At 56.2% G+C, this 21,210-nt stretch carries 17 protein-coding genes; 10 read left to right on the forward strand and 7 right to left on the reverse strand.

Going from position 1 to position 21,210, the window contains the following annotated elements; all coding sequences use genetic code 11:
* Positions 1-65: 65 nt before the first annotated feature.
* Positions 66-1,316 carry an AAA family ATPase gene (locus ACYVNQ_RS30370; RefSeq protein ID WP_460907955.1) on the reverse strand — a complete coding sequence of 417 codons (1,251 nt, stop codon included), beginning with the start codon at positions 1,314-1,316 and terminating at the stop codon, positions 66-68.
* Positions 1,316-2,092: a hypothetical protein gene (locus ACYVNQ_RS30375; protein ID WP_460907957.1), complete on the reverse strand. Its 777-nt coding sequence runs from the start codon at positions 2,090-2,092 to the stop codon at positions 1,316-1,318. Before ACYVNQ_RS30375 ends, ACYVNQ_RS30370 begins: the two co-directional genes overlap by 1 nt.
* A gap of 312 nt (positions 2,093-2,404) precedes the next feature.
* Here ACYVNQ_RS30375 and ACYVNQ_RS30380 point away from each other — a divergent pair, with 312 nt between their 5' ends.
* Positions 2,405-3,181 (forward strand): SDR family NAD(P)-dependent oxidoreductase, encoded by a 777-nt coding sequence (locus ACYVNQ_RS30380; protein ID WP_460907959.1) that lies wholly within the window; start codon positions 2,405-2,407, stop codon positions 3,179-3,181.
* A gap of 144 nt (positions 3,182-3,325) precedes the next feature.
* Here the strand turns inward: ACYVNQ_RS30380 and ACYVNQ_RS30385 are convergent, their stop codons facing one another.
* From ACYVNQ_RS30385 to zwf, 3 genes are all read right to left on the reverse strand, one after another.
* Positions 3,326-5,242 (reverse strand): bifunctional transcriptional regulator/glucokinase, encoded by a 1,917-nt coding sequence (locus ACYVNQ_RS30385; protein WP_460907962.1) that lies wholly within the window; start codon positions 5,240-5,242, stop codon positions 3,326-3,328.
* Entirely contained in the window at positions 5,220-5,924 is a 705-nt protein-coding gene (gene pgl, locus ACYVNQ_RS30390; RefSeq protein WP_460907964.1) for a 6-phosphogluconolactonase, read from the reverse strand. The genes ACYVNQ_RS30385 and pgl overlap by 23 nt, the downstream gene beginning before the upstream one ends.
* A gap of 101 nt (positions 5,925-6,025) precedes the next feature.
* Complete coding sequence (gene zwf, locus ACYVNQ_RS30395) at positions 6,026-7,486, reverse strand: glucose-6-phosphate dehydrogenase (protein WP_460908501.1); 1,461 nt, start codon at positions 7,484-7,486, stop codon at positions 6,026-6,028.
* 528 nt (positions 7,487-8,014) lie between these two features.
* On the opposite strand from zwf, the gene ACYVNQ_RS30400 reads away from it, so the two are divergent.
* The 5 genes from ACYVNQ_RS30400 (at position 8,015) to ACYVNQ_RS30420 (ending at position 13,131) form a co-directional block, all read left to right on the forward strand.
* Positions 8,015-9,262 carry an ABC transporter substrate-binding protein gene (locus tag ACYVNQ_RS30400; RefSeq protein ID WP_460907965.1) on the forward strand — a complete coding sequence of 416 codons (1,248 nt, stop codon included), beginning with the start codon at positions 8,015-8,017 and terminating at the stop codon, positions 9,260-9,262.
* 219 nt (positions 9,263-9,481) lie between these two features.
* Entirely contained in the window at positions 9,482-10,423 is a 942-nt protein-coding gene (locus tag ACYVNQ_RS30405; RefSeq protein WP_460907967.1) for a carbohydrate ABC transporter permease, read from the forward strand.
* Positions 10,413-11,270 carry a carbohydrate ABC transporter permease gene (locus tag ACYVNQ_RS30410; RefSeq protein ID WP_460907969.1) on the forward strand — a complete coding sequence of 286 codons (858 nt, stop codon included), beginning with the start codon at positions 10,413-10,415 and terminating at the stop codon, positions 11,268-11,270. Before ACYVNQ_RS30405 ends, ACYVNQ_RS30410 begins: the two co-directional genes overlap by 11 nt.
* Positions 11,271-11,303: 33 nt before the next feature.
* Positions 11,304-12,419 carry an ABC transporter ATP-binding protein gene (locus tag ACYVNQ_RS30415; protein ID WP_460907971.1) on the forward strand — a complete coding sequence of 372 codons (1,116 nt, stop codon included), beginning with the start codon at positions 11,304-11,306 and terminating at the stop codon, positions 12,417-12,419.
* Between the two features lie 364 nt (positions 12,420-12,783).
* The gene (locus tag ACYVNQ_RS30420; RefSeq protein ID WP_460907973.1) at positions 12,784-13,131 is read left to right on the forward strand and encodes a hypothetical protein; all 348 of its coding nucleotides are present in this window, start codon (positions 12,784-12,786) and stop codon (positions 13,129-13,131) included.
* A 48-nt stretch (positions 13,132-13,179) separates the two neighbouring features.
* Here the strand turns inward: ACYVNQ_RS30420 and ACYVNQ_RS30425 are convergent, their stop codons facing one another.
* Together ACYVNQ_RS30425 and ACYVNQ_RS30430 are read right to left on the reverse strand one after the other, a co-directional pair.
* Positions 13,180-13,800: a trimeric intracellular cation channel family protein gene (locus ACYVNQ_RS30425; protein WP_460907975.1), complete on the reverse strand. Its 621-nt coding sequence runs from the start codon at positions 13,798-13,800 to the stop codon at positions 13,180-13,182.
* Between the two features lie 17 nt (positions 13,801-13,817).
* The gene (locus tag ACYVNQ_RS30430) at positions 13,818-14,585 is read right to left on the reverse strand and encodes a Smr/MutS family protein (RefSeq protein ID WP_460907977.1); all 768 of its coding nucleotides are present in this window, start codon (positions 14,583-14,585) and stop codon (positions 13,818-13,820) included.
* Between the two features lie 771 nt (positions 14,586-15,356).
* Here ACYVNQ_RS30430 and ACYVNQ_RS30435 point away from each other — a divergent pair.
* The 4 genes from ACYVNQ_RS30435 to ACYVNQ_RS30450 all read left to right on the forward strand — a co-directional run bounded on the left by ACYVNQ_RS30435 (position 15,357) and on the right by ACYVNQ_RS30450 (position 21,010).
* Positions 15,357-16,766 (forward strand): DUF2130 domain-containing protein, encoded by a 1,410-nt coding sequence (locus ACYVNQ_RS30435; protein WP_460907979.1) that lies wholly within the window; start codon positions 15,357-15,359, stop codon positions 16,764-16,766.
* Positions 16,767-16,873: 107 nt separating this feature from the next.
* On the forward strand, positions 16,874-18,799 hold the full coding sequence (locus ACYVNQ_RS30440; protein WP_460907981.1) for an ATP-dependent nuclease: 1,926 nt from the start codon (positions 16,874-16,876) through the stop codon (positions 18,797-18,799).
* A 424-nt stretch (positions 18,800-19,223) separates the two neighbouring features.
* Positions 19,224-20,294, forward strand: coding sequence for a ParA family protein (locus tag ACYVNQ_RS30445; RefSeq protein ID WP_460907983.1), 1,071 nt, complete (start codon positions 19,224-19,226; stop codon positions 20,292-20,294).
* 2 nt (positions 20,295-20,296) lie between these two features.
* Positions 20,297-21,010, forward strand: a complete 714-nt coding sequence (locus ACYVNQ_RS30450) for a hypothetical protein (RefSeq protein WP_460907985.1) — start codon at positions 20,297-20,299, stop codon at positions 21,008-21,010.
* Positions 21,011-21,210: the final 200 nt, after the last annotated feature.

Consider the following 21,210-nt stretch of genomic DNA (forward strand, 5'->3'; position numbering starts at 1 on the left):
GAGCGGTGCGCGCTGCCACAGTGAGGACGGCGCCATCCCGCCGCGTGCGTCAGATGCGTTCGGATTCATTTTTCGGGTTGCGCGATGACGCTGCCATCCACAGACTGCAGGCTCACTTTGGTATGGCCATGCTGCTTTGCGTCGATCAGCGTGTCCGCAAGCGATTCTTCTACGGCACGCACCAGGTCCCGCGACGAAGCGCCGGTGCCCAGGCGCTGCTGACGGCGCATCATATCCAGCAAAATCTCCGGGTCAATACCGGCATCGGCCACATCGAGCCCGTAGCTCTTGATCATCGTCTCGATCTCGAGTGCTGCCACGCGGGCGATATCCAGGCCACTGAGTGGTCTGAACACAAAGATCCGGTCGATGCGATTCAATACTTCAGGGGCGAATCCCGCTTCGCGCAGTGCATTGGTCGATGCACGCCGCAGTTCGTCGGCGTCCTGCGCATACGTCGTGCTCAGCGTCTGCAGGTCGTCCGTTGCGGCATTGGTGGTCATGAAGAAGATGGCGCGCGTCGTCGAAATCTGTCGCCCGTCCGATGCTTCGGTCACGAAGCCGTCGTTCCACGCGGTCAGGAACTGCTTGTGGATCTCGGGATGCGCTTTCTCGATTTCGTCGAGCAGCACGACTGCATCCGGCGTGTCGCGTAGCGCGGCGGTGAGTTTGCCGTAGGTGTTCGAGCCGACATAGCCCTTCGATGCGCCGAACAACTGCGTGGCCGCATGAGCGCCGCTCGAGAATTGCGTCATGTCGAAATGCAGCAGCGTGCGTCCCACCTCGGCAGCGAGGCATTTCGCGAGATAGGTTTTGCCGGTGCCCGGCGGGCCCGCCAGCATGAATACGCCGATGGGCTTGTTGCGTTGCCGAAGCGCAAGGCGACGGCGGATTTGCGCGGCGACGTCGTCGCAGACCGTGTCCTGGCCGATGACCTTGCTCTTCAGCGCATCGGCGAGCTTCTCCGAATCGATGATCTCCGGCCCGGGTTCCTGGGCAAGCTTTTCTTCCAGCACGCGTCGATTCGTCAGCCTGTCGAGTGCGTCCATTAACCACCTGCCTTTGCTTGTATCGAGATTGGCGCCGCGTCTGCGGTCGTGAAAATAGCCTGCAAAAGTGAGCAGCCAGAGCGCGCCTGCAACGACGAGCACGCACCACGCGTAAGCGTGCAGGAACGCCGCTGTATCGCGGGCAAGATGCCCGAGATTCGGAGAGTCCGGATGATGCTGCATCAGGAATTGCGCGGCGGCCACGCATGCCATCACAACAAAGGCGAGCGGTGCGTAGCGCGTCGCAAGCGAGTTGAGCCAGCGCATCAGTTCGTCCTGACGTTCAGGGTTAGCGTTTGACCTTCGCTCATGATCGGCAGGATTGCCTGAGCGGATCCGGATCCGATGCCTACGGTCACGCCGCCGCCGTCACCATCCTTGACACCGGTGATACGAATTTGACCGCTACCTGAAACCGGCACGGCAAACGTGATGCCTTGTTTGGTCAACGTAACGGTACGCGCGTAGCCGGCGCTCTCGATGCGAACGACATCGCCGTCTTCGGCATCGGTGTCCCACAGATGCACCCATGCGAGATAGGTCGGCGTGCGAGCACTGGCCGGGGCCGGTTTCGCTGCCGGCGCCTGGCCTAGAGCGGATGTGGAGACTCTTGCTGGAACCGCGCCGGGTGATGTTGCGGCAGCGCTGACTGGCTGGCGTGGTTCGTTTGCAGTGGCTTGCGTTGCTGCTGGTGTTTGCGTCGTCGCGGCCGGCGGGTTGAGGAGCGCGCTTAACTTCTCGTTCTGGTCCGCGCTCAGATGCATCGAATTGATCGCACCCGGCAATTCATTTGCCGCTACGCGTGCGACAACAAGATTCTGCAAATGACTGAACGCTTGAGCGCGCGCCATTTGATCGTCGTTGCTGATGTTGTCGCCGGATGCCGGCGCAAACAGATGCGTGCCGGACGTATAAAACGAGCCCAGTGCAATACACCCGCACACGGCAAGCGCTGCGATCGCTGATTTCGCAAACGTCGCGGCAACGGTATGACTTTGATGCCCCTTGGGAGGCCGCTGGATTTCTGGTTCTAGTGCTGCCATTGCGAACTGCACTCCCGAGCCCATTTTGCGCAGGCTTTGCTCTTTGCGTTATTCGACCGACCGGCGTGACCGCCAAGAATACTGGGAAATTAAGAGATCAGATAGCGCAGAGGGCGTGCCGACGATGCGGCGCGAGCGTATAGCCGCAATGAATTGCTTTACGAAAAATTACCGCGGGTCGTGTTCAGACAATTCACTTTCGAGATTCTTTCGCGATGTTATTTCGGCGCCGCATCCGTGTGTCTTTACCTTGCTTTCTTGTAATGGAACCGACAAGATTCTCGGACACATTCTGGATGACGAGAGGACTCCATGGACAACGATCAATCCATCGCACTGGTTACCGGCGCATCGTCCGGCATCGGCAAGACTTATGCCGACCGCCTGGCCCGGCGCGGCTACAACCTGGTTCTGGTGGCACGCGACGTCTCGCGCCTTGAAGCGCTGGCAACGCAACTGCGAGCGGACACCGGCGTGACGATCGAAGTCCTACCCGCCGATCTGACCCAGCCGGAGCAAGTCAAAGCGGTCGAAGACCGGCTACGCGCCGAACCGCCGGTGACGCTACTCGTCAACAACGCGGGCGCATCGAGCCCCGAAGGTTTTGCCGCCGACGACCTGAATCCGCTCTACCAACTCGTCGACCTGAACGTCGTCTCGTTGACGCGTCTTTGCGGCGCGGCAGTGCAGGGCTTCCGTGCGCACGGTGTGGAAGGCTCGATCATCAACATCGGTTCCGTGGTCGGCTTCGCGCCCGAATGGCTTCCGGGTGTGTACGGTGCGAGCAAAGCCTATGTGCTCGCGCTTTCGCGTGCGATACAGGCAGAGCTGCAAGGTGAGATCTACGTGCAGGCGGTACTGCCGTCAGGCACCAAAACGGAGATCTGGGAGCGCTCAGGCCGCAGCGTCAACGACAACATGATGGACGTCGGCGAATTGGTGGATGCGGCGCTGGTCGGATTCGACCGGCATGAAGCGGTGACGATTCCGCCGCTGCTGGACGTCAAATACTATGACGCGTTTGAAGCGGCGCGCAAAGCGCTGCTACCGCATTTGAGTGGGCCGCATGCGGCGGAGCGTTATCGCTAGCGGGAGTGGGCCGCGGCGGTTAGCTCACCGTGACGCCGTAGAGCGTTGTTTGGTCAACTAGCCTTGCCGAAATAACTGCGAAAGCAGAGAGGTTCCCGCAAGGCAAAGCGTGTCGTGCCTGCTTTGCCTTGCGGGATATCACCGTTAGTCTCTAGGCGACGAAGCCGCCCCGTGGCTCAACCAGTCGAGCACAGCACTGGTCTCTTCATCAGCGCCTACGCGCGCCTTGGCCACTGCTTCATTCACATCGGCATCCGGCGCGGCGCGACGAATTGCTACACCCACCGCGAGAATGTCGATCATCAACAAATGCAGGATCCGCGAGATCATCGAAAGCTGCGATTCGCGAATTTCGATGTGATCGGTTTCCAGCGCGACAGTCGCGCGTTTCGCGAGCGGCGTATTGCTCGACGTAATCGCAACCACCTTCGCGCCGGCCTGCATCGCAACGTCGAGCACACGCAGCAATTCCGGCGCGCGTCCCGACTTCGACACTGCAACGATCACATCGCCCTTACCGAGCAACGCAGCCGAAGCGGCTTGCATATATAGATCGCCATACGCAATCGTCGGAATACCGAAGCGGAAGAACTTGTAGTGCGCGTCCTGCGCGACGATGTTTGAATTGCCGAGCCCGTAAAACTCGATGCGTCGCGCGGTGTTCAGCAGATCGATCGCCTCTTCGACGTGGTCGAAGTTTAGATGCTCGCGCAACTGCAGAATTGCCGACACGGTGTTATCGAGCACCTTCGCGCCGAAGTCTGTCGCCGTATCGCCGAGATGCACCTGGCTGTGGCTCACCGGAATCGTGCCGGTCAAACCGGTGGCGAGCTTCAGCTTGAAATCCGACAAACCCTGGCAGCCCAGCGAACGGCAGAAGCGAATCACCGTCGGCTGGCTGACATCGGCTTTGCGCGCGATATCGACGATCGGATCGTTGATGATCGAACGCGGATGATTCAACGCAAGATCCGCGACACGGCGTTCAGCCGGCGTCAGCGCATCGCGCATCTGGCGAATGCGTTCGAACACGGCCGACGAACTACCGCCCGACCGGTTGGACAACTGCTCCGACAGAATCGCGGAAACGCCGAGGAACGCCGGATACTCGGCGGTGATCACGTACGTCGGGATGTTCTTCAGATAGTCTTCGAAGCGGCCTTTCGCTTCGAAGCGCTGACGGAACGACGAACGCGCGAAGAACTCACCGAGACGCGGCACCACGCCGCCACCGATGTAAATGCCACCCAGCGCGCCGAGCGTCACCGCGATATTGCCGGCGAACGTACCGAGAATGCCGCAGAAGCAATCGAGCGTTTCCGCGGCAAGCGGATCGCCTTCGAGCGCGCGATTTGAAATGTCGGAGGGTTCGATGGTTGCGGGTACGCGCTTCTTGTCGCGTGCTGCGAGCGCACGGTAGATCACTTCGATACCCGGGCCCGCCGCTACACGTTCGAACGACACATGCGACCACTTCTTGCGCGCGTACTGCAGCACGAGGTCTTCACGCTCATCCGAAGGCGCAAACGAAGCGTGACCGCCTTCACTGCCGAGCGCAATCCACCGGTCATCAGCGGGAATCAGCCCCGACACGCCCATCCCGGTGCCCGGCCCAAGCAAACCAATCACGCTATTCTGCCGCCGCGACCCGCCGCCCACCTGCACCCGCTGCGCATCAGTCAGCCCCGGCAACGCCATCGCCAGCGCGGTGAAATCGTTCACCACCAGCAGCGTATCGAACCCAAGCGTGCGGCGCGTAGCCTCAATCGAAAACGTCCAATCGTGATTCGTCATGCGAACCTGATCACCATCGACCGGATTCGCAATCGCAATCGCCGCGTGATTCACACGACCGATCTTCGTATCTTTCAGATACTTCTTGATGACCTCCGCGATCCCGGGGTACTCGGCGCATGGATAAACATGCACCTGGCTGATTTCGCCCGGTCTCGTTTCAAGCGCGAAGCGCGCATTGGTCCCACCGACATCGGCGAGAAGCCTCGGTCCATCGGCGTGCTGGCCCGCGGTGGGGGCAGCTTTATTTTGCACACCAGTAGACATCGAGTCGTACCCCCTTGTCGTTTGCGAGCTGCGAGATGGCATTTTTTTGTAGGGTGGCGGAAGCGGCCTTAAGCACATCCATTTTGCTTTGGCCGGCGATAAACAGGAACAGGTGTTCGACTTTCTTCAGCGCGGACAGCGACCAGCTGATCCGCGCATGCGGCGCGGCCACCGGATGCACCGCGACGAAATGATCGTTAGTGGAGATAGCGAAGTCCCACTCGGGCGCGTCGGCGAAAATCGAAGCGGTGTGGCCATCTTCGCCCATGCCGAGCACAGCGACATGCGGCACCACGCGCTGAGGATCGCTATTCAACGCGGCAACCTGGGCTTCAAGCGTCTGCGACGTATCCACCAACGGCAGATACCGTGCCTTGGCTGCGGCATTTTGCAGCAAGGTCTCATGCGCGAGCTTCGAATTGCTGGCGCTATCGGTTTCCGGCACCCAGCGATCGTCGACCAGGGTCACGTCGATATGCGACCAATCGAACGCGTGCGTGGACAACGTTTGCAGAAACGGCCGGGGGCTCGAGCCGCCGGATACGGCAAGCGTCGTACGAAACGCGCCCGCGTCGGTCGCTGCGACCTGAGCGGTTAGCGAAGCTTGTAGCGCTTCGCCAACGGCTTTTGCCAGCGCATCGGAATGCGCGCGCGGGTCTTCGAAAGCGTGAAGCTGGATCATGGACTTCTCCTCCGTGCTACATCTTTTCTTGGTCGGGAATGCGCAGCATAAATGACATTGCCGAACCACATATCGAAGCTAAAGCGTGGCCAAGCCGCGCATCAATTCTCTTCCTCGAGCCAACAGGTGTTGTGTTGCGCGAGCATCGCGCTCGAGGCAGCGGGGCCCCATGTGCCTGCTGCGTAAGGCTTCGGCTTGTTACCCGAGCTGGCCCATTCGTTGAGAATCGGCTCGACCCAACGCCAGGCGGCTTCCTGCTCGTCGCGACGCACGAACAACGCGAGGCGTCCGTTGATCACATCGAGCAACAGGCGCTGATAGGCTTCCATCTGACCTTCGCGGAAGAACTGATCGAACGCGAGGTCGAGGTGAACGCTGGAAAGGTTCATACCTTCGCCGGGCTTCTTGGCGAGGCAGTAGAGGCGAATAGTTTCGTTCGGCTGCAGGCGGATCACCAGCCGATTGGCGCCGGCGCGCAGCGCGGATGCACCCAGCGCCGAATGCGGCACCGGGCGGAAGTTGATGACGATCTCCGCAATGCGATCGGCAAGCCTCTTTCCGGTGCGCAGGAAGAACGGCACGCCGGCCCAACGCCAGTTTTCGATTTCGACTTTGACTGCGACGAAGGTTTCAGTGGTGCTGTCGGGACGCACACCGGATTCGGTCGCATAAGCCGGCACCGCAGCGCCACGAATCACACCGGAGTGATACTGCCCGCGCACCGCAACACGGCTGATGTCACGCGGATCGATCGGCTTCAACGCGCGCAGCACGCGCAGCTTTTCATCACGCACCGAATCCGAATCCATCGAAAGCGGCGGTTCCATCGCGACAATCGAAAGCAGCTGCAGCAAATGGTTCTGCACCATATCGCGCAGCGCGCCGGTGTTGTCGTAGAAATCGCCACGTGCTTCGACACCAAGCTCTTCAGCAATCGTGATCTGAATGCTCTCTACCCAGTCACGCCGCCACAGCGGTTCGAACAGCGCATTGCCAAACCGCAACGCCAACAGGTTCTGAACCGGTTCCTTACCCAGATAGTGGTCAATACGATAGATCTGCTCTTCGGTGAACATTTCACCGACTGCATCGTTAATCGCATTGGACGAGTTCAGGTCATACCCTAAGGGCTTCTCGAGCACGATTCTCGAGTTTTCATTAAGCCCCACAGACGCGAGCGCGCGACAAATAGGCACAAACAACGAAGGCCCGGTCGCGAGATAAAACACACGGATGCCAGGCAAACTACTAATGGCATCTCGAAGCAAAACGAAATCTTCCGCTTTGCCAAGATCGATCGCAACGAAGTCGATGCGCTCAAGAAACGACTTCCAAGCGTCATCGGAAAAGCTCTCTTTGCCGATGTGCGCCTTCACATGCTGATCGACCCACTGCAGATACTGCGCGCGGCCATCGATATGCCTTGCGACCGCAAAGATCTTCCCACTTGCCGCCAACGACCCAGCCCGATGCGCCTCATACAACGCGGGAAGAATCTTGCGCATCGACAGATCGCCGGTGCCGCCGAAGAGCACGAAAGTGAAGCTTGAATCGGTATGCATGAGTCTCCGCGATGCCATGGAAGGCCTTGTAAGCAGGCCGTAGTCCGATAAAATTTTTTTTGACACTGAATTGTAGTTTAACTACAATCCAAATCAAGAGGTAACGTTAATTCGATGAAAAAAGCGTGCGGGGCCAGTCAGAGAGCGCGTGTTCAGCGGGTTGACGAAGCTTCCCGGCATGGTATCGAACAATGCGTTTTGATGCGTCGCATGCACTGAGCGGTGCGGCATATCAGGGCAAACGCTAACGAATGGCGTGCCGAGTGCGCCTCGAGTCTGCAACGCGCGACGCGGGCAGGCACAAAAGCAAAAGAGGAGACAGTCCATTGGCTTTCGAGCCGATCATCTCTTGAGCATCCGCGGCCGGACATCGGCGCAACAGCTTCCCTCGGCGGCCAGAAGGTCCGCACCCGAAGCGCGCAGATGCTTGCCGTCCAGTAGTGTTGCCTGTTTGATTCGACCAAAAACCGCTTCCTGTCCGGCAGGGGCATAACGTCTGTAAGTTCAGGTGTCTGGAGGAGATAAAGAATGAAAATTCGAGCGATCATGGGCGCCCTGTGTGCCGCAGGTTTGTTGAGCGGCGCGGCTGCAGTGCAAGCGGCTGAGTCCGTCGAAGTGCTGCACTGGTGGACGTCGGGTGGCGAATCGAAGGCTATCAGCGTGTTGAAGGACGACATGCAGAAGCAGGGCTACACGTGGAAGGACTTTGCAGTGGCAGGCGGCGCGGGCGCTGCGGCCATGACGGCACTGAAGACCCAGGTGATCGCCGGCAACGCACCGACCGCCGCACAGATCAAGGGTCCGCTGATTCAAGACTGGGCCTCGCAAGGCGTGCTCGTCAACATCGACTCCGCAGCAACGGACTGGAAGAAAGAGCTTCCGCCGGAAATCGACAAGATCATGCATGCAGACGGTCACTACGTTGGCGCGCCGTTCTCGGTGCACCGCGTGAACTGGCTGTACATCAACAAGGCAGCGCTGGACAAGGCAGGCGGCAAGGTGCCGACCACGTGGCCTGAGTTCTTCGCGGTAGCCGACAAGATGAAAGCCGCCGGCATCCAGCCGATCGCGATGGGCGGCCAGCCGTGGCAAGACCTGACGCTGTGGGAAGACGTGGTGCTGTCGCAAGGCGCGGACTTCTACAAGAAGGCGATTGTCGACCTCGACCAGAAGACGCTGACGTCGCAACAGATGGTTGGCGTGTTCGACACGGTTCGCAAGATCCAGGGCTACTTCGACGCGGGCCGCACGGGCCGCGACTGGAACCTGGCGACGGCGATGGTGATCAACGGCAAGGCCGGCATGCAGTTCATGGGCGACTGGGCGAAGGGCGAATTCGCGGCAGCGAACAAGAAGTCGGGTTCCGACTACATCTGCGCTGCGGTGCCGGGCACGGAAAAGGCCTACACGTTCAACGTCGACTCGTTCGTGTTCTTCCAGCAGAAGGGCCAAACGGCCGCGACGCCGGGCCAGCTGGCACTCGCAAAGACCATCATGAGCCCGGCGTTCCAGGAGCAGTTCAGCCTGTACAAGGGTTCGATTCCGGTGCGTCTGGGCGTGTCGATGGACAAGTTCGACGATTGCGCGAAGAAGTCGTACGCGGATGAGCAAACGGCGATCAAATCGGGCGGCTATGTGCCTTCGCTCGCGCACGGCATGGCTCAACCGGACGCAGCGGCAGGCGCGATCAGCGACGTCGTGACGAAGTTCATGAACTCGCAGCAAGATTCGAAGAGCGCGGTTGAAGCGCTCGCGAAGGCAGCGAAGACGAAGTAACACAGCAGCACCCAGGCATAGCCGCAGCCATGCAACCGCAACCCATCGCGACGCACAGCTGCGGCCATGCAGTAGCACGACACCCGGGGCGGCGCCGCACAACGGCAACGCTCCGGGCGAAGACGGTACGACGACAGTCGCGCCCTCGGCCGCACGGCGCGGCGCGTTTTCGCACAGAAAGCGCGTGCCGTGACGGTGCAAAGTTCCAGGAGTCGAGTTGTGACTGCTTCTCTTAGCGGAAACGCAAAGCGCAAGGGTTCCGTTGCGCGCCGCACGTCGCCGATGGCGGCGCTCGCCGACCGCTGGATTCCGAAGCTGGTGTTGTCGCCCAGCATCGTGATCAGTCTGGTCTTCGTCTATGGTTTTATTCTGATCACCGGCTACCTGTCGCTGTCGAATTCGCGACTGTTGCCGCGTTACGATTTCGTCGGTTTAGCGCGCTACCGCGAGCTGTTCGACAACGACGTCTGGTGGACGTCCGCGGCGAACCTCGGCTGGTTCGGCATTCCGTTCATCGCGATCTGCATTGGTCTTGGCCTGTTCCTCGCGATTCTGCTCGACCAGCAGATCCGCAACGAAGGCGCGTTGCGCGCGGTGTTCCTGTACCCGATGGCGCTGTCGTTCATCGTGACGGGCACCGCATGGCAGTGGATCCTGAACCCCGACCTCGGCTTCCAGAAGGTGTTGCACGACTGGGGTTGGACGAGCTTCTCGTTCGGCTGGCTGGGCGACCCGGACAAGGCGATTTTCTGTATCGTGATCGCGGCCGTGTGGCAATCCACCGGCTTCGTGATGGCGCTGTTCCTCGCGGGCCTGCGCGGCGTGGACGCGGAGATTTTCAAGGCGGCGCAAGTGGACGGCGCCACCTTGCCGACCATCTACCGCAAGATCGTGATTCCGAGCATGCGTCCGGTGTTTTTCTCGGTGCTGCTGATCCTGTCGCACATCACGATCAAGACGTTCGACCTGGTGATCGCGTTGACCGCGGGCGGGCCGGGCACGTCGTCGTCGTTGCCGGCGATCTTCATGTACACGTTTTCGTTCAACCGCGGGCAGCTGGGCGTCGGCGCGGCGTCGTCGATCATGATGCTTGCGACGGTGGTGGCGGTGCTGGTGCCGCTGATGTATCTGGAATCGCGAGGTACCCGCAATGCAGCCTAAGATGACGATCAGCCGGGCTGTCATTTACGCGGCTCTGATCCTGTTTGCGCTTTACTTTCTGTTCCCGCTGTACGTGATGCTGTCGACGTCGTTCAAGGACATCGATCAGCTGCGCCACGGCAACCTGCTGACGCCGCCGACGACCTGGACCTTTGCGCCCTGGATCAAGGCGTGGAGCGAGGCGTGTACGGGCGTGCGTTGCGACGGCATGCAGCCGTTCTTTATGAATTCGGTGCGCATGGTGATTCCGGCGGTGCTGATTTCGTCGATCATCGGCGCGTTCAACGGCTACGTGCTGACGCACTGGCGCTTCCGCGGCGCGGACGCACTGTTCACGATGCTGCTGGTGGGCTGCTTCATTCCGTTCCAGGCGATTCTGCTGCCGATGGCGCGCGTTGAAGGTTTCTTCGGCCTGTCGAACACGACGACCGGCCTGGTGGTGGTGCACGTGATCTACGGCATTGCGTTCACGACGATGTTCTTCCGCAACTTCTACGTGAGCATCCCGGCGGAACTGGTGAAGGCCGCGCGCATCGACGGCGCCGGGTTCTTCACGATCTTCACGAAGATCCTGATGCCGGTATCGCTGCCGATTTTCATGGTGTGTCTGATCTGGCAGTTCACGCAGATCTGGAATGACTTCCTGTTCGGCATCGTGTTTTCGGGCGTGGATTCGATGCCGATTACGGTGGCGCTGAACAACCTCGTGAACACGTCGACCGGGGTGAAGGAATACAACGTCGACATGGCGGCGGCGATTATCGCCGCGCTGCCGACGCTGCTGGTCTATGTGATCGCCGGCCGCTATTTCGTGCGCGGCCTGACGGCGGGCGCGGTGAAGGGTTAATTGAGCAGGTTCAGAGACTAGAGGATTCACAGCATGGCAAGCCTTTCCATCCGTGACGTGTACAAGACCTACCCGAACGGGGTGCCGGTCTTGAAGGGTGTCAACATCGACATCGAAGACGGTCAGTTCCTGATTCTCGTCGGCGGCTCGGGCTGCGGGAAGTCGACGCTGCTCAATATGATCGCCGGCCTCGAGACGGTGACGAAGGGCGAGATTCAGATCGACGGGAAGACGGTGAATAATCTTTCGCCGAAGGATCGCGATATTGCGATGGTGTTTCAGTCGTATGCGCTTTATCCGTCGATGACTGTTCGGGACAATATTTCGTTCGGGCTGAACATTCGGAAGGTGCCTAAGAATGAGCAGGCTCAGATTGTTGAGCGGGTTTCTAATATGCTGCAGATTCAGCATTTGCTGGATCGGAAGCCGGGGCAGTTGTCTGGTGGACAGCGGCAGCGCGTGGCGATGGGTCGGGCGCTGGCGCGGGATCCTGTCATGTTCTTGTTTGATGAGCCGCTGTCTAATCTCGATGCTAAGTTGCGGATTGAGATGCGGTCTGAGATCAAGCTGCTGCATCAGCGTCTTGGCACCACCATTGTTTATGTGACGCATGATCAGATCGAGGCTATGACGCTCGGCGATCGCATCGCGGTTATGAAGGATGGGATCGTTCAGCAGTTTGGGGCGCCGCAGGATATTTATGATTCGCCCGCTAATCTCTTCGTGGCTGGGTTTATTGGCGCGCCGCCGATGAACTTCATTCAAGGGAAGGTGGTGGAGCAGGGTTCTGGTGTGGGGTTGGAGCTTGATACGGGCGTGACTCGCACGGTTCTTAATCTGCCGTTTGATGGGAAGGTTCGGTCACACGTTGGCAAGGAGTTGATCCTTGGGCTGCGGCCGGAACGGATCACCGATCCGCGGCATGCTCATAACGCCGAGGAAGGGAAGATTCAGCAGGTTGAGGTGAAGGTCGATGTGATCGAGCCGACCGGGCCGGATACGTTGGTGTTTGCTAAGGTTAATGGGAAGCGCATCGTTAGCCGGGTGCACCCGGGTGCGAATCCGAAGCCTGAGCAGAATATGAACCTGCTGTTTGATGTTTCTAAAGCGGTGTTGTTTGATCCGGCTACGGAAGAGCGGATCGCCTGAGGTTGATTCGGAATGCATGCTATGAGGCCCTGAGCGTGTGATGCGTCAGGGCCTTTTTGTTGAGGCAGGGGTGTTGTCGTATCTTCGCCTGTTCAGTTGATCAGCTGTACCGCTGGCTACCCTATACTTCGGATTGCCATCGAAACAGTGATGGACGGGTTTGGAAGCCCGATATCCACTACCAGCACAGACCCGCGAAAGCGGGTCTTGTGCGCATGTCTCTGCACGCCTACGGGCGGGCCGTGGCGAGGGAGCCGAAAGGCTCGCCGGTAATGGTAGTGGTCCGGTCTTCCAACCTTGTCATGTGCCCGCTCACCCGAGTCAGTGTGTCGGGCGATTTATCTGTAATTCTGGAGATCGCACCATGACGTCAAAAACTTCGTCCACGAAGCCTCTTTCGCAGAAGCAGTCGGATATGCTGGGCGCGCTGCTTCAAGAGGCGCTGCTGACCGGACGGCGACAGCTCCAGCAATTCTCGCAGCTCGCAGCGTTGGCTCGGGCTATTGCTAGTCTGGATACGCCGCAGCTAGATCGGGCGCGGTTCATTACGCTACTGCAGGATATCGCGACGGAGGCTGAGGGACAGGCTCAGCTGGATGTTGATATGTTCCAGAGTCTGCTTGGCGGGCGGATGATGAAGCGGCAGAAGCAGCAGGAGGCGCATCAGCGGGAGGATGTGTTTGTTGTGCCGGCTAACGCTACGAGACATTGAACGAGGGATGGTGGCTTAAGGCCACCATTCTTTCTTTGGGCACGGCCGTTAGTGTGGGAGACGGATGTTGTACTTGAAGGTGACGAGGCGGGCGATCAGAATGAACATCGTTGCGATGAGCACGCTGTAGACAGTATCGAAGTTGATGTAGTCGAGAAATACGTAGAGTAGGCAGCCGACAAAAGCGCATGTTGCGTACGGGCGCGAATCACGCAGTATCAGCGGGACTTCATTGCACATCACGTCCCGGATAACCCCTCCGAAGACGCCTGTTGTTACTCCCATCATTGCCGCGGTGAACCATGGCATCTGCGCGTCCAACGCGAGTGATGTTCCGGATACGCTGAATAGGCCAAGGCCAATTGCATCAGCCACAAGAAGCACTCGCTCCGAAAATAGGCCAGACGTCGCTTTCAGCAGCATCGGCGCAAAGAATGACAGGACGAACAAAGCGATGACATATGTCTGGTGCTGAACCCAGTAGAATGGCCGGCGCTCGAGCAAAATGTCGCGAACGGTGCCGCCACCGAAAGCGGTCGCCATTGCCACAAGAAATGTTCCAATTGGGTCTAGACGTCTAGCGCGCGACTCGATGAATCCGGAGATGGCATACGCAAGAATAGCGATTGCCTCCATTACCGCGAGCGCGAAGGTAAGTCGAGGATGCATGGATGGGCGGCTAGTTGCTACGGTTTCGGTTGCGTTATAAGAGAACTAGGTTGCAATAAAACGAGAACTGCACCTGCGCCGCCGTCGTTGGATCTCGCTTGGCAGAAGGCGATTACCTCTTCTTTTTGCACGAGCCACGCTCGCACTTTTCCCTTCAGGACAGGCTCCTTTCCGATCGAACCAAGCCCCTTTCCATGAATAACTCGAAGGCATCTTAAGCCACGCTTGCTGGATTCCCGTATGAATTCTGCAAGGGCCTCTCGCGCCTCCTCACGGCGCATCCCATGCATATCGAGTTGCGCCTGAACAATCCAGGCACCGCGCCGCAACTTGCGCACTACTTCCTCGTTCACGCCGGGTCTGCAATAGAAAAGCGACTCATCGGTGTCGAGGAGCATTTCTGGATCGAATTCATCGGAGATGGCTTCGTTTAAGACCGCCTCTTCATCCAGCCGCGTTTGAAGCGGTAGTGGGGCGGGAGGCGTGCGAGTTAGCGTTGCCCTCGTCTTTGAAGCTAGAGGCGTAACTTCGCCCAGCTGCTGCCGAAACAGCGCGGCATCAACGTCCGCCGTCCGCTTAGTTTCTCTTGCGACGGCTCGCTGGCGCTCACTACGGATCGCGTCACGCTTGAGTGCGTCGCGCAAGGCCGCTAGCCCAGACAGACCCGAGCCTAGCTCGATGTCCGGCTTAGCTTGCGAAGGCAGAGCGTGCGATACACCTTTCTGTACGCTTGCTGCTGCTCTAGCGTTCTTGGGCTCATTGGGATGAGGGCGGTTCTTTGGCATGTAGTCAGGATCTGAAGGTGGCAGGGGCCGCCGTCGGAGAAGTCGAGCCGAATAACTGTACCTGTTACGCAGTCGCTTTGATCGCTCACCGATTTCGATCAATGCGGTCCGCATAATTATATTCCATTGGCGGTAAAAGTTGACGCTATGCAGGATCTTTGGTGTATAAATCTTACCTGCGATATAAGCTGCCGCGCGGGGAATGCTCGGCGCATATTGGTCACAGCGAAGACATGAAAGCAAAAATTTCGACGCGGAATTGAGCGGAGATGGATGCGGACATTGAGCATTTACCGTTCGCTGTCTGAAGCAAAAACACCAATACTGGCCTGAGTCAATTGCCAATGCAGCGACAGCAAGAGTGAGCGCGAGACACCTTGCTTTAATTTAATTAGTCAAAATTCAAATACGATTACCGGGGGCGGCTATATGATTAGTTACGCAAACCACAGTGGCAATTCAAATGTCACCGCTTATGAATTTGATCAAAATTCAATCACGGTGCAGTTCGGCGATGGCTCAATATATTTATACAACACGAACAGCACTAGCCCAACGAACATCGCTGAGATGCATCGACTGGCAATGGCCGGCCAAGGGCTGAATAGCTATATCGGCCGGGTCGTTCGAAAAGGTTATGCCGAAAAGATTCGCTAGTCTATGGAAATAAATGAAAATTCTACAGTAAATCATCGAATAACCAGAATTATAAAGATTTTTTCGTGCTGGAATATGTGACGCCTCCATTTTGAGATTTCTGACTAAATAATCATGCATGAAATCATCTGCCCGCACTGCAGGAAGGCATTTAAGATCGACGAAGCCGGGTACGCGGACATCCTGAAGCAGGTTCGCGACCGTGAGTTCGAGAAGCAGTTGCACGAACGGCTTGAGTTGGCCGAACAGGACAAGCGAAACGCCGTCGAGCTTGCCGAAACAAAGGTAGCGAGCGAATTGCAGAAAGCCGCCGCGGCCAAGGATGCTGAGATTCAACAACTTAAGTCTAGGCTGGATGCTGGTGAGGTTGAGCGGAAACTTGCTGTAAACGAGGCTCGGAGCGCTGTGGAAAAAGAGCGTGACCTGCTCGCAAACGAACTTGAACAAGCGAAGCACGATAGGCAAGCGGCTTCACAACTGGCCGAGGCCAAGCTAGTACACGAGTTGCAGAAGGCCGCCGCCACGAAGGACGCGGAGGTCCATGGCCTGAAGGCCCGGCTCGAAGCCATCGAGGTCACACAAAAGCTCGTGTTGAATGAAGCGATCAGTGTGGTCGAGAAGGAGCGGGACGAACTGAAGAGCGGTCTCGAGCGGGCGGAACTCGAGAAGCAACTCGCAGAGAAGTCGCTCAAGGATAAGTATGAGACGCAGATTAAGGATCGCGACGATACGATCGAACGCCTCCGAGATATGAAGGCTCGCTTGTCGACAAAGATGGTCGGCGAAACCCTCGAGCAACATTGCGAAACCGAGTTCAATCGTATTCGAGCGACGGCATTTCCGAGGGCATATTTCGAGAAAGATAACAACGCGCGTACTGGCAGCAAAGGTGACTACATTTTTCGGGACACGGATGAGGCTGGCACCGAGATCGTCTCGATCATGTTTGAAATGAAGAACGAGAGCGACCGCACCTCGACAAAGAATAAAAACGAGGACTTCCTGAAGGAACTCGACAAAGACCGCACCGAGAAGGGGTGCGAATATGCGGTACTGGTATCTATGCTGGAACCGGACAGTGAACTCTACAACACAGGGATTGTCGACGTGTTCCATCGCTACTCGAAGATGTACGTGGTGCGACCGCAGTTCTTTATTCCAATCATCACGCTTCTGCGGAACGCGGCGATGAATTCGCTTAAGTACAAGTCGGAACTGGCACTTGTTAAGGCGCAAAACATAGATATCACGAATTTCGAAACGGAACTTGAGACGTTCAAGACGGCGTTCGCGAAGAACTACGATCTGGCTTCTAGACGTTTTCAATTGGCGATCGATGAGATCGACAAGTCGATCGACCATTTGCAGAAGACGAAGGAAGCCTTGCTAGGCACGGATCGCAACCTTCGTCTTGCGAACGACAAGGCTCAGGATGTGACGATCAAAAGGCTGACTCGGGGCAACCCGACGATGGCGGATAAATTCGCCGAGCTCAATAGTCGTGATCCCTCCGGCGCCGAGTGAGTTGCTTCAACTTTGCGTGACTTACATAACAAAAGGGGCAGAACCAATTTTGCCACGCGCAACGCGACGGCCAGCCTGCGATAACACTAAATTATTGACATACTGTCATGAAAATCAAACGGATAAGAATTGAGAATTTTCGCGCAATTCAGAATCAAAGTATTGATTTAAACCAGTACACATGTTTTGTCGGACCAAACGGTGCTGGCAAATCAACGGTACTTGCAGCTCTGAACGTCTTCTTCCAGGAGCGCGCCACGGGCGGTACTGACGTCACAAAGCTGACTGATGAAGATTTTCACCGTCGTAACGTTGCCGATCCGGTGAGCATTACGGTCACGTTTGATGGGCTTAGCGATGCCGCGCAGCAGTCGTTAGCAGCATATGTGAGAGGAGGCGATCTGACAGTAACAGCTGAGGCTGTTTACGATCAAGTGCTGGGATTTGCTACGGTGCGACATTACGGACATCGGCTCGGGATCGAAGCGTTTCGGCGGTTTTTTGAAGCCGAAAAGGAAGGTGCTAAAGCTCCAGTGCTAAACGATATTTATGCCGAATTCCAAGCTCAATATGAGGAGCTTCGTGCTGCCCGATCGAAGGATGAGAAGATCAGCGCACTTAGAGAATTCGAAGCGCAGCGCCCGCAGGATTGCGTGCTGATTCCGAGTGCTGATGATTTCTATGGGGTGAACAGCACGGGAAAACTCTCTGCTTATGTGCAATGGGTATACGTTCCGGCGGTTAAGGATGCGTATGAAGAAGGCCAAGAGGCGAAGAACACCGCGCTAGGGAAGCTCATTGCTCGAGCCGTCCGAACTCGAACAAATTTTGACGAGCAGCTTGAAATCCTCAAGACGGAGACTTTGCAGCGATATCGAGAGCTTCTCGATGGAAACCGAGAGCAACTTATCGAGATTGCGGGCGCACTTCAGCGTCGATTGGAGGCGTGGGCTCATCCCAATGTTCAACTCAGTGTTGCGTGGCTATCTGATCCCGCTAAGTCTGTGACCGTGCAACAGCCGCTTGCCGGAATTTCCACGGGCGATGGGGAATTCGTTGGCAGTCTGGCTCGCATGGGACACGGTCTCCAGCGGTCGTATTTGCTTGCCCTACTGCAGGAGCTGGCAGGCGCCGATGCTCCGAACGCGCCGACGCTTCTCCTCGGGTGTGAAGAGCCGGAGCTTTATCAGCACCCTCCCCAGGCGCGGCATCTTGCGGAAGTATTTTCTAGGCTAACTCAGCCGGCTAGCAATAATCAAATACTGGTTACTACACATTCTCCGCTGTTTGTTAGCGGGGAAGGTTTTGAAAATGTCCGCCTCGTAAGAAGACCACATAGTGGCACCACCTCGACCATAAGTGGCGTGAATTTTCAGAGCCTGTGTACGCGGATTCGAGAGGTTCGCGGTGAGGATGTCGCTCGTCCGTTGCAGGGACTTATCGCAAAGATTCATCAGGCCCTTCAGCCGGGTATCGGGGAGATGTTCTTCTCGCGGATTCCTGTTCTGGTCGAAGGTCAGGAAGACGTCTCATACATCACTAGTCATCTGCACCTGTCAGGCATGTGGGACGAATTCCGCCGCCTTGGATGTCATCTCATTCCAGTCAACGGCAAGGACAAGCTCATTCAGCCGCTGGCAATCGCGAACGAACTTGGCTTGCCGGTGTTCACGATATTTGATGCAGATGGCAACATTACTCGAAATGATCATCGCATCAAGCACGAAGGCGACAATCGTGCGCTCATTGCGCTTGTGGCGCACGAATGTGATCTGTTCCCACGGGAGCATTTTTTCGGAACGAATTGTGTCGTGTGGCAAGCAAATATGGGAGATGCAGTCAAAGCGGACTTCGGGGAGAGCTTTGAGCAGCTAGCCAATACTGCTCGAGCGAACTACGCGAATGAAGGCGGTCTCGAGAAACATGAGATGTTCATTGCGGACTGGCTAGATGCAGGCGCTCGGAGAGGGCAGACTTCTGCGACGTTGCAGCACCTCTGTGAAGTGATTTTGGAACATGCTCGGCGGCACTGATGTCCGGTGTCGATGCAACTGAAGAAATCGAAGCGAGCACCCTGCAACTGAGTCGATGAAGTGTAAGACCTTCAAAGGTATGCAACTTCGGTCCTCCCCAAGGTCAAGAGAATCGTTACATAACGGAATTAGCGTCTTCTGTCACATATGCGAAAACTACGAGATGGACGATGCCGCGATAGCCGCAGATGATAGGCTAACTGGCTGAGTACTGATAATCTAGACGCGACGTATCGCAAGTATCCGGCTTCGAAAAACGGTTGGCTAACCCACTGCGAGGGCCCGGGTTGATTTGGAGGCACGACACGTCAACGTTTCGACCGAATCTAGGCGCATTATGTCCTTCGCGCATAGTCGCTTTAATGCACTATAAGAAATAAATTTTCCATTACTGGCAACATCGAATAATTGGGCGAATTTTCAAGTGAAAATCATAACTCTCTATAATCACAAGGGTGGAGTTTCAAAAACAACGTCCACCTTCAATTTCGCGACTTTTCTGGCTGATTCTGGGAAAAAAGTCCTGATGGTTGATGCCGATCCGCAATGTAATTTGACCGAAATAGCGCTGGCGCCAGTGATTGCGGAACTCGACGAAAAGGCGGCAAGTTCGAAAGTTGCCATGAGCGCGGCTATTCCGGAGTTACCAGGTACTAGTGTTCTAGATGCTCTGAATCAGCGCATTAAAGGTGATGTTGCATTCATCGACCTTTCGAAGGTAAAGGTTCATCAGGTGGATAATAATCTATATTTATTGCGAGGATCGGTTGATCTCAGTTCAATCGAGGACGATCTGGCAGAGGCGCATCTACAGCGGAATAGCATGCGTACGAATCTAATGCGCACATATGTTGCAATTGGCGATTTTTTAACTAGGATGGCGCAGAAGGAGCAATACGACTACATATTTATCGATGTTGGGCCAAGCTCCGGAGCGCTAACACGAGCGTTTTTTCTTGTTTGTGACGCGTTTTTCATCCCGGTAGCGCCTGATCGCTTTAATGTTCAAGCCATCGGAACGCTCTCGACAATTATTGATCGATGGATGACAGAGCATGCGCAGGTAAAGCGTCAATATGAAGATTTGGGACTTCCGATTCGACCGGGCACACCTGCATTTCTAGGTGCAATCGTTCAAGCATTCAAAATATATGCTGGCAGAGCTAAGCCGGGATATAAGCTATGGATGAGTCGTTTGCCAAAGGAGATTGGAGGTTCTCTCAAGCGTGTCATGAAAAGGCACGGCGTCGAAAATGAATTATATCTGCCCAGCACTACAAAACCAATTGCTGTAGAAATACCCGATTTTAATCAGCTTGCTCCGTTGATGCAGGAAATGGGAAAGGCGGTCTTCAATATCGACCGGCAAGATACTGCACGAATTACTGAAAGCGGAACGCCTTGGTCCGGGAATAACTGGACTCAGGCAGAGGATCGAATGGATGGATACAGGAAATTATTTTCGAAACTGGCAGGAATTGCCGACGGTTTCTAAAAATGGCTAACGAACCTTTGTCGATGGACTTGAAGCCGCACTTTGTTGCATTTCTGGATGTTCTGGGATTTTCCGATATGGTCGAGTCTGATGCGAGAACGGAGAATCAGATTTTTTTATCAAAACTATTCCGATGTCATCAAAGCGCAGCAGTAATTTTTCGAGATAACGCAAATTGTTCAATAACCCAATTTTCTGATTCAATCGTAGTAGCAATGCCATACGACGCGGCGCACTTTCAATGGTTTGTTAGTCGCGTTGCAGAATACCAGCGGCTGTTGCTGGATGAGCGGTTGTTGTGTCGCGGTGGTATTGCGGTTAATAAACATTTTTCAAATGGCACTTTTACTTTTAGCGCAGGTTTGATCCAAGCGTATCGCGTAGAAAGTAAAACTGCTAGGTATCCTAGGGTTGTCATTTCACCGGAGGTGTTATCTTTGATTTACCCGGATATGCGGGTTGTGCCGCCATTTTTAATTAAGGAAGACGACGGATTGTTTTTTGTTGATTATATTGGTCTCACCGCCAGAAAGCGATCGCGAACACTATCTGAGTCAATTTCGGATATTGTTCACCGCCTTTCTAAAAGCGAAAATTCATCTGTCCGTGAAAAGGGGCAATGGCTCGCCGCGTATTCCGATGCCATTCTGGGGACAACACACAGTCAGCCGCGCTTTTCTGGACGCAGGGTCCGGGGATTTGAGATAAGTCAGTAATTGGCTCACAACTTAACGCCCAATAAGTGATTAGCAGCGTTGGCCGGTGACATGATTAGGTAGTCGTCGAGAAGATTGATTCTCTACGACTCCCACCGAGAGAAGCAACTGCAACGCTGATTAAGTTATGTGAGGGGAGGGGCAATTGGCCACGATGTACTGACACCTCCGGAGGGCGCACTGCGGGATTCTGATTTGTT

The organism is Paraburkholderia jirisanensis, assembly GCF_054782355.1.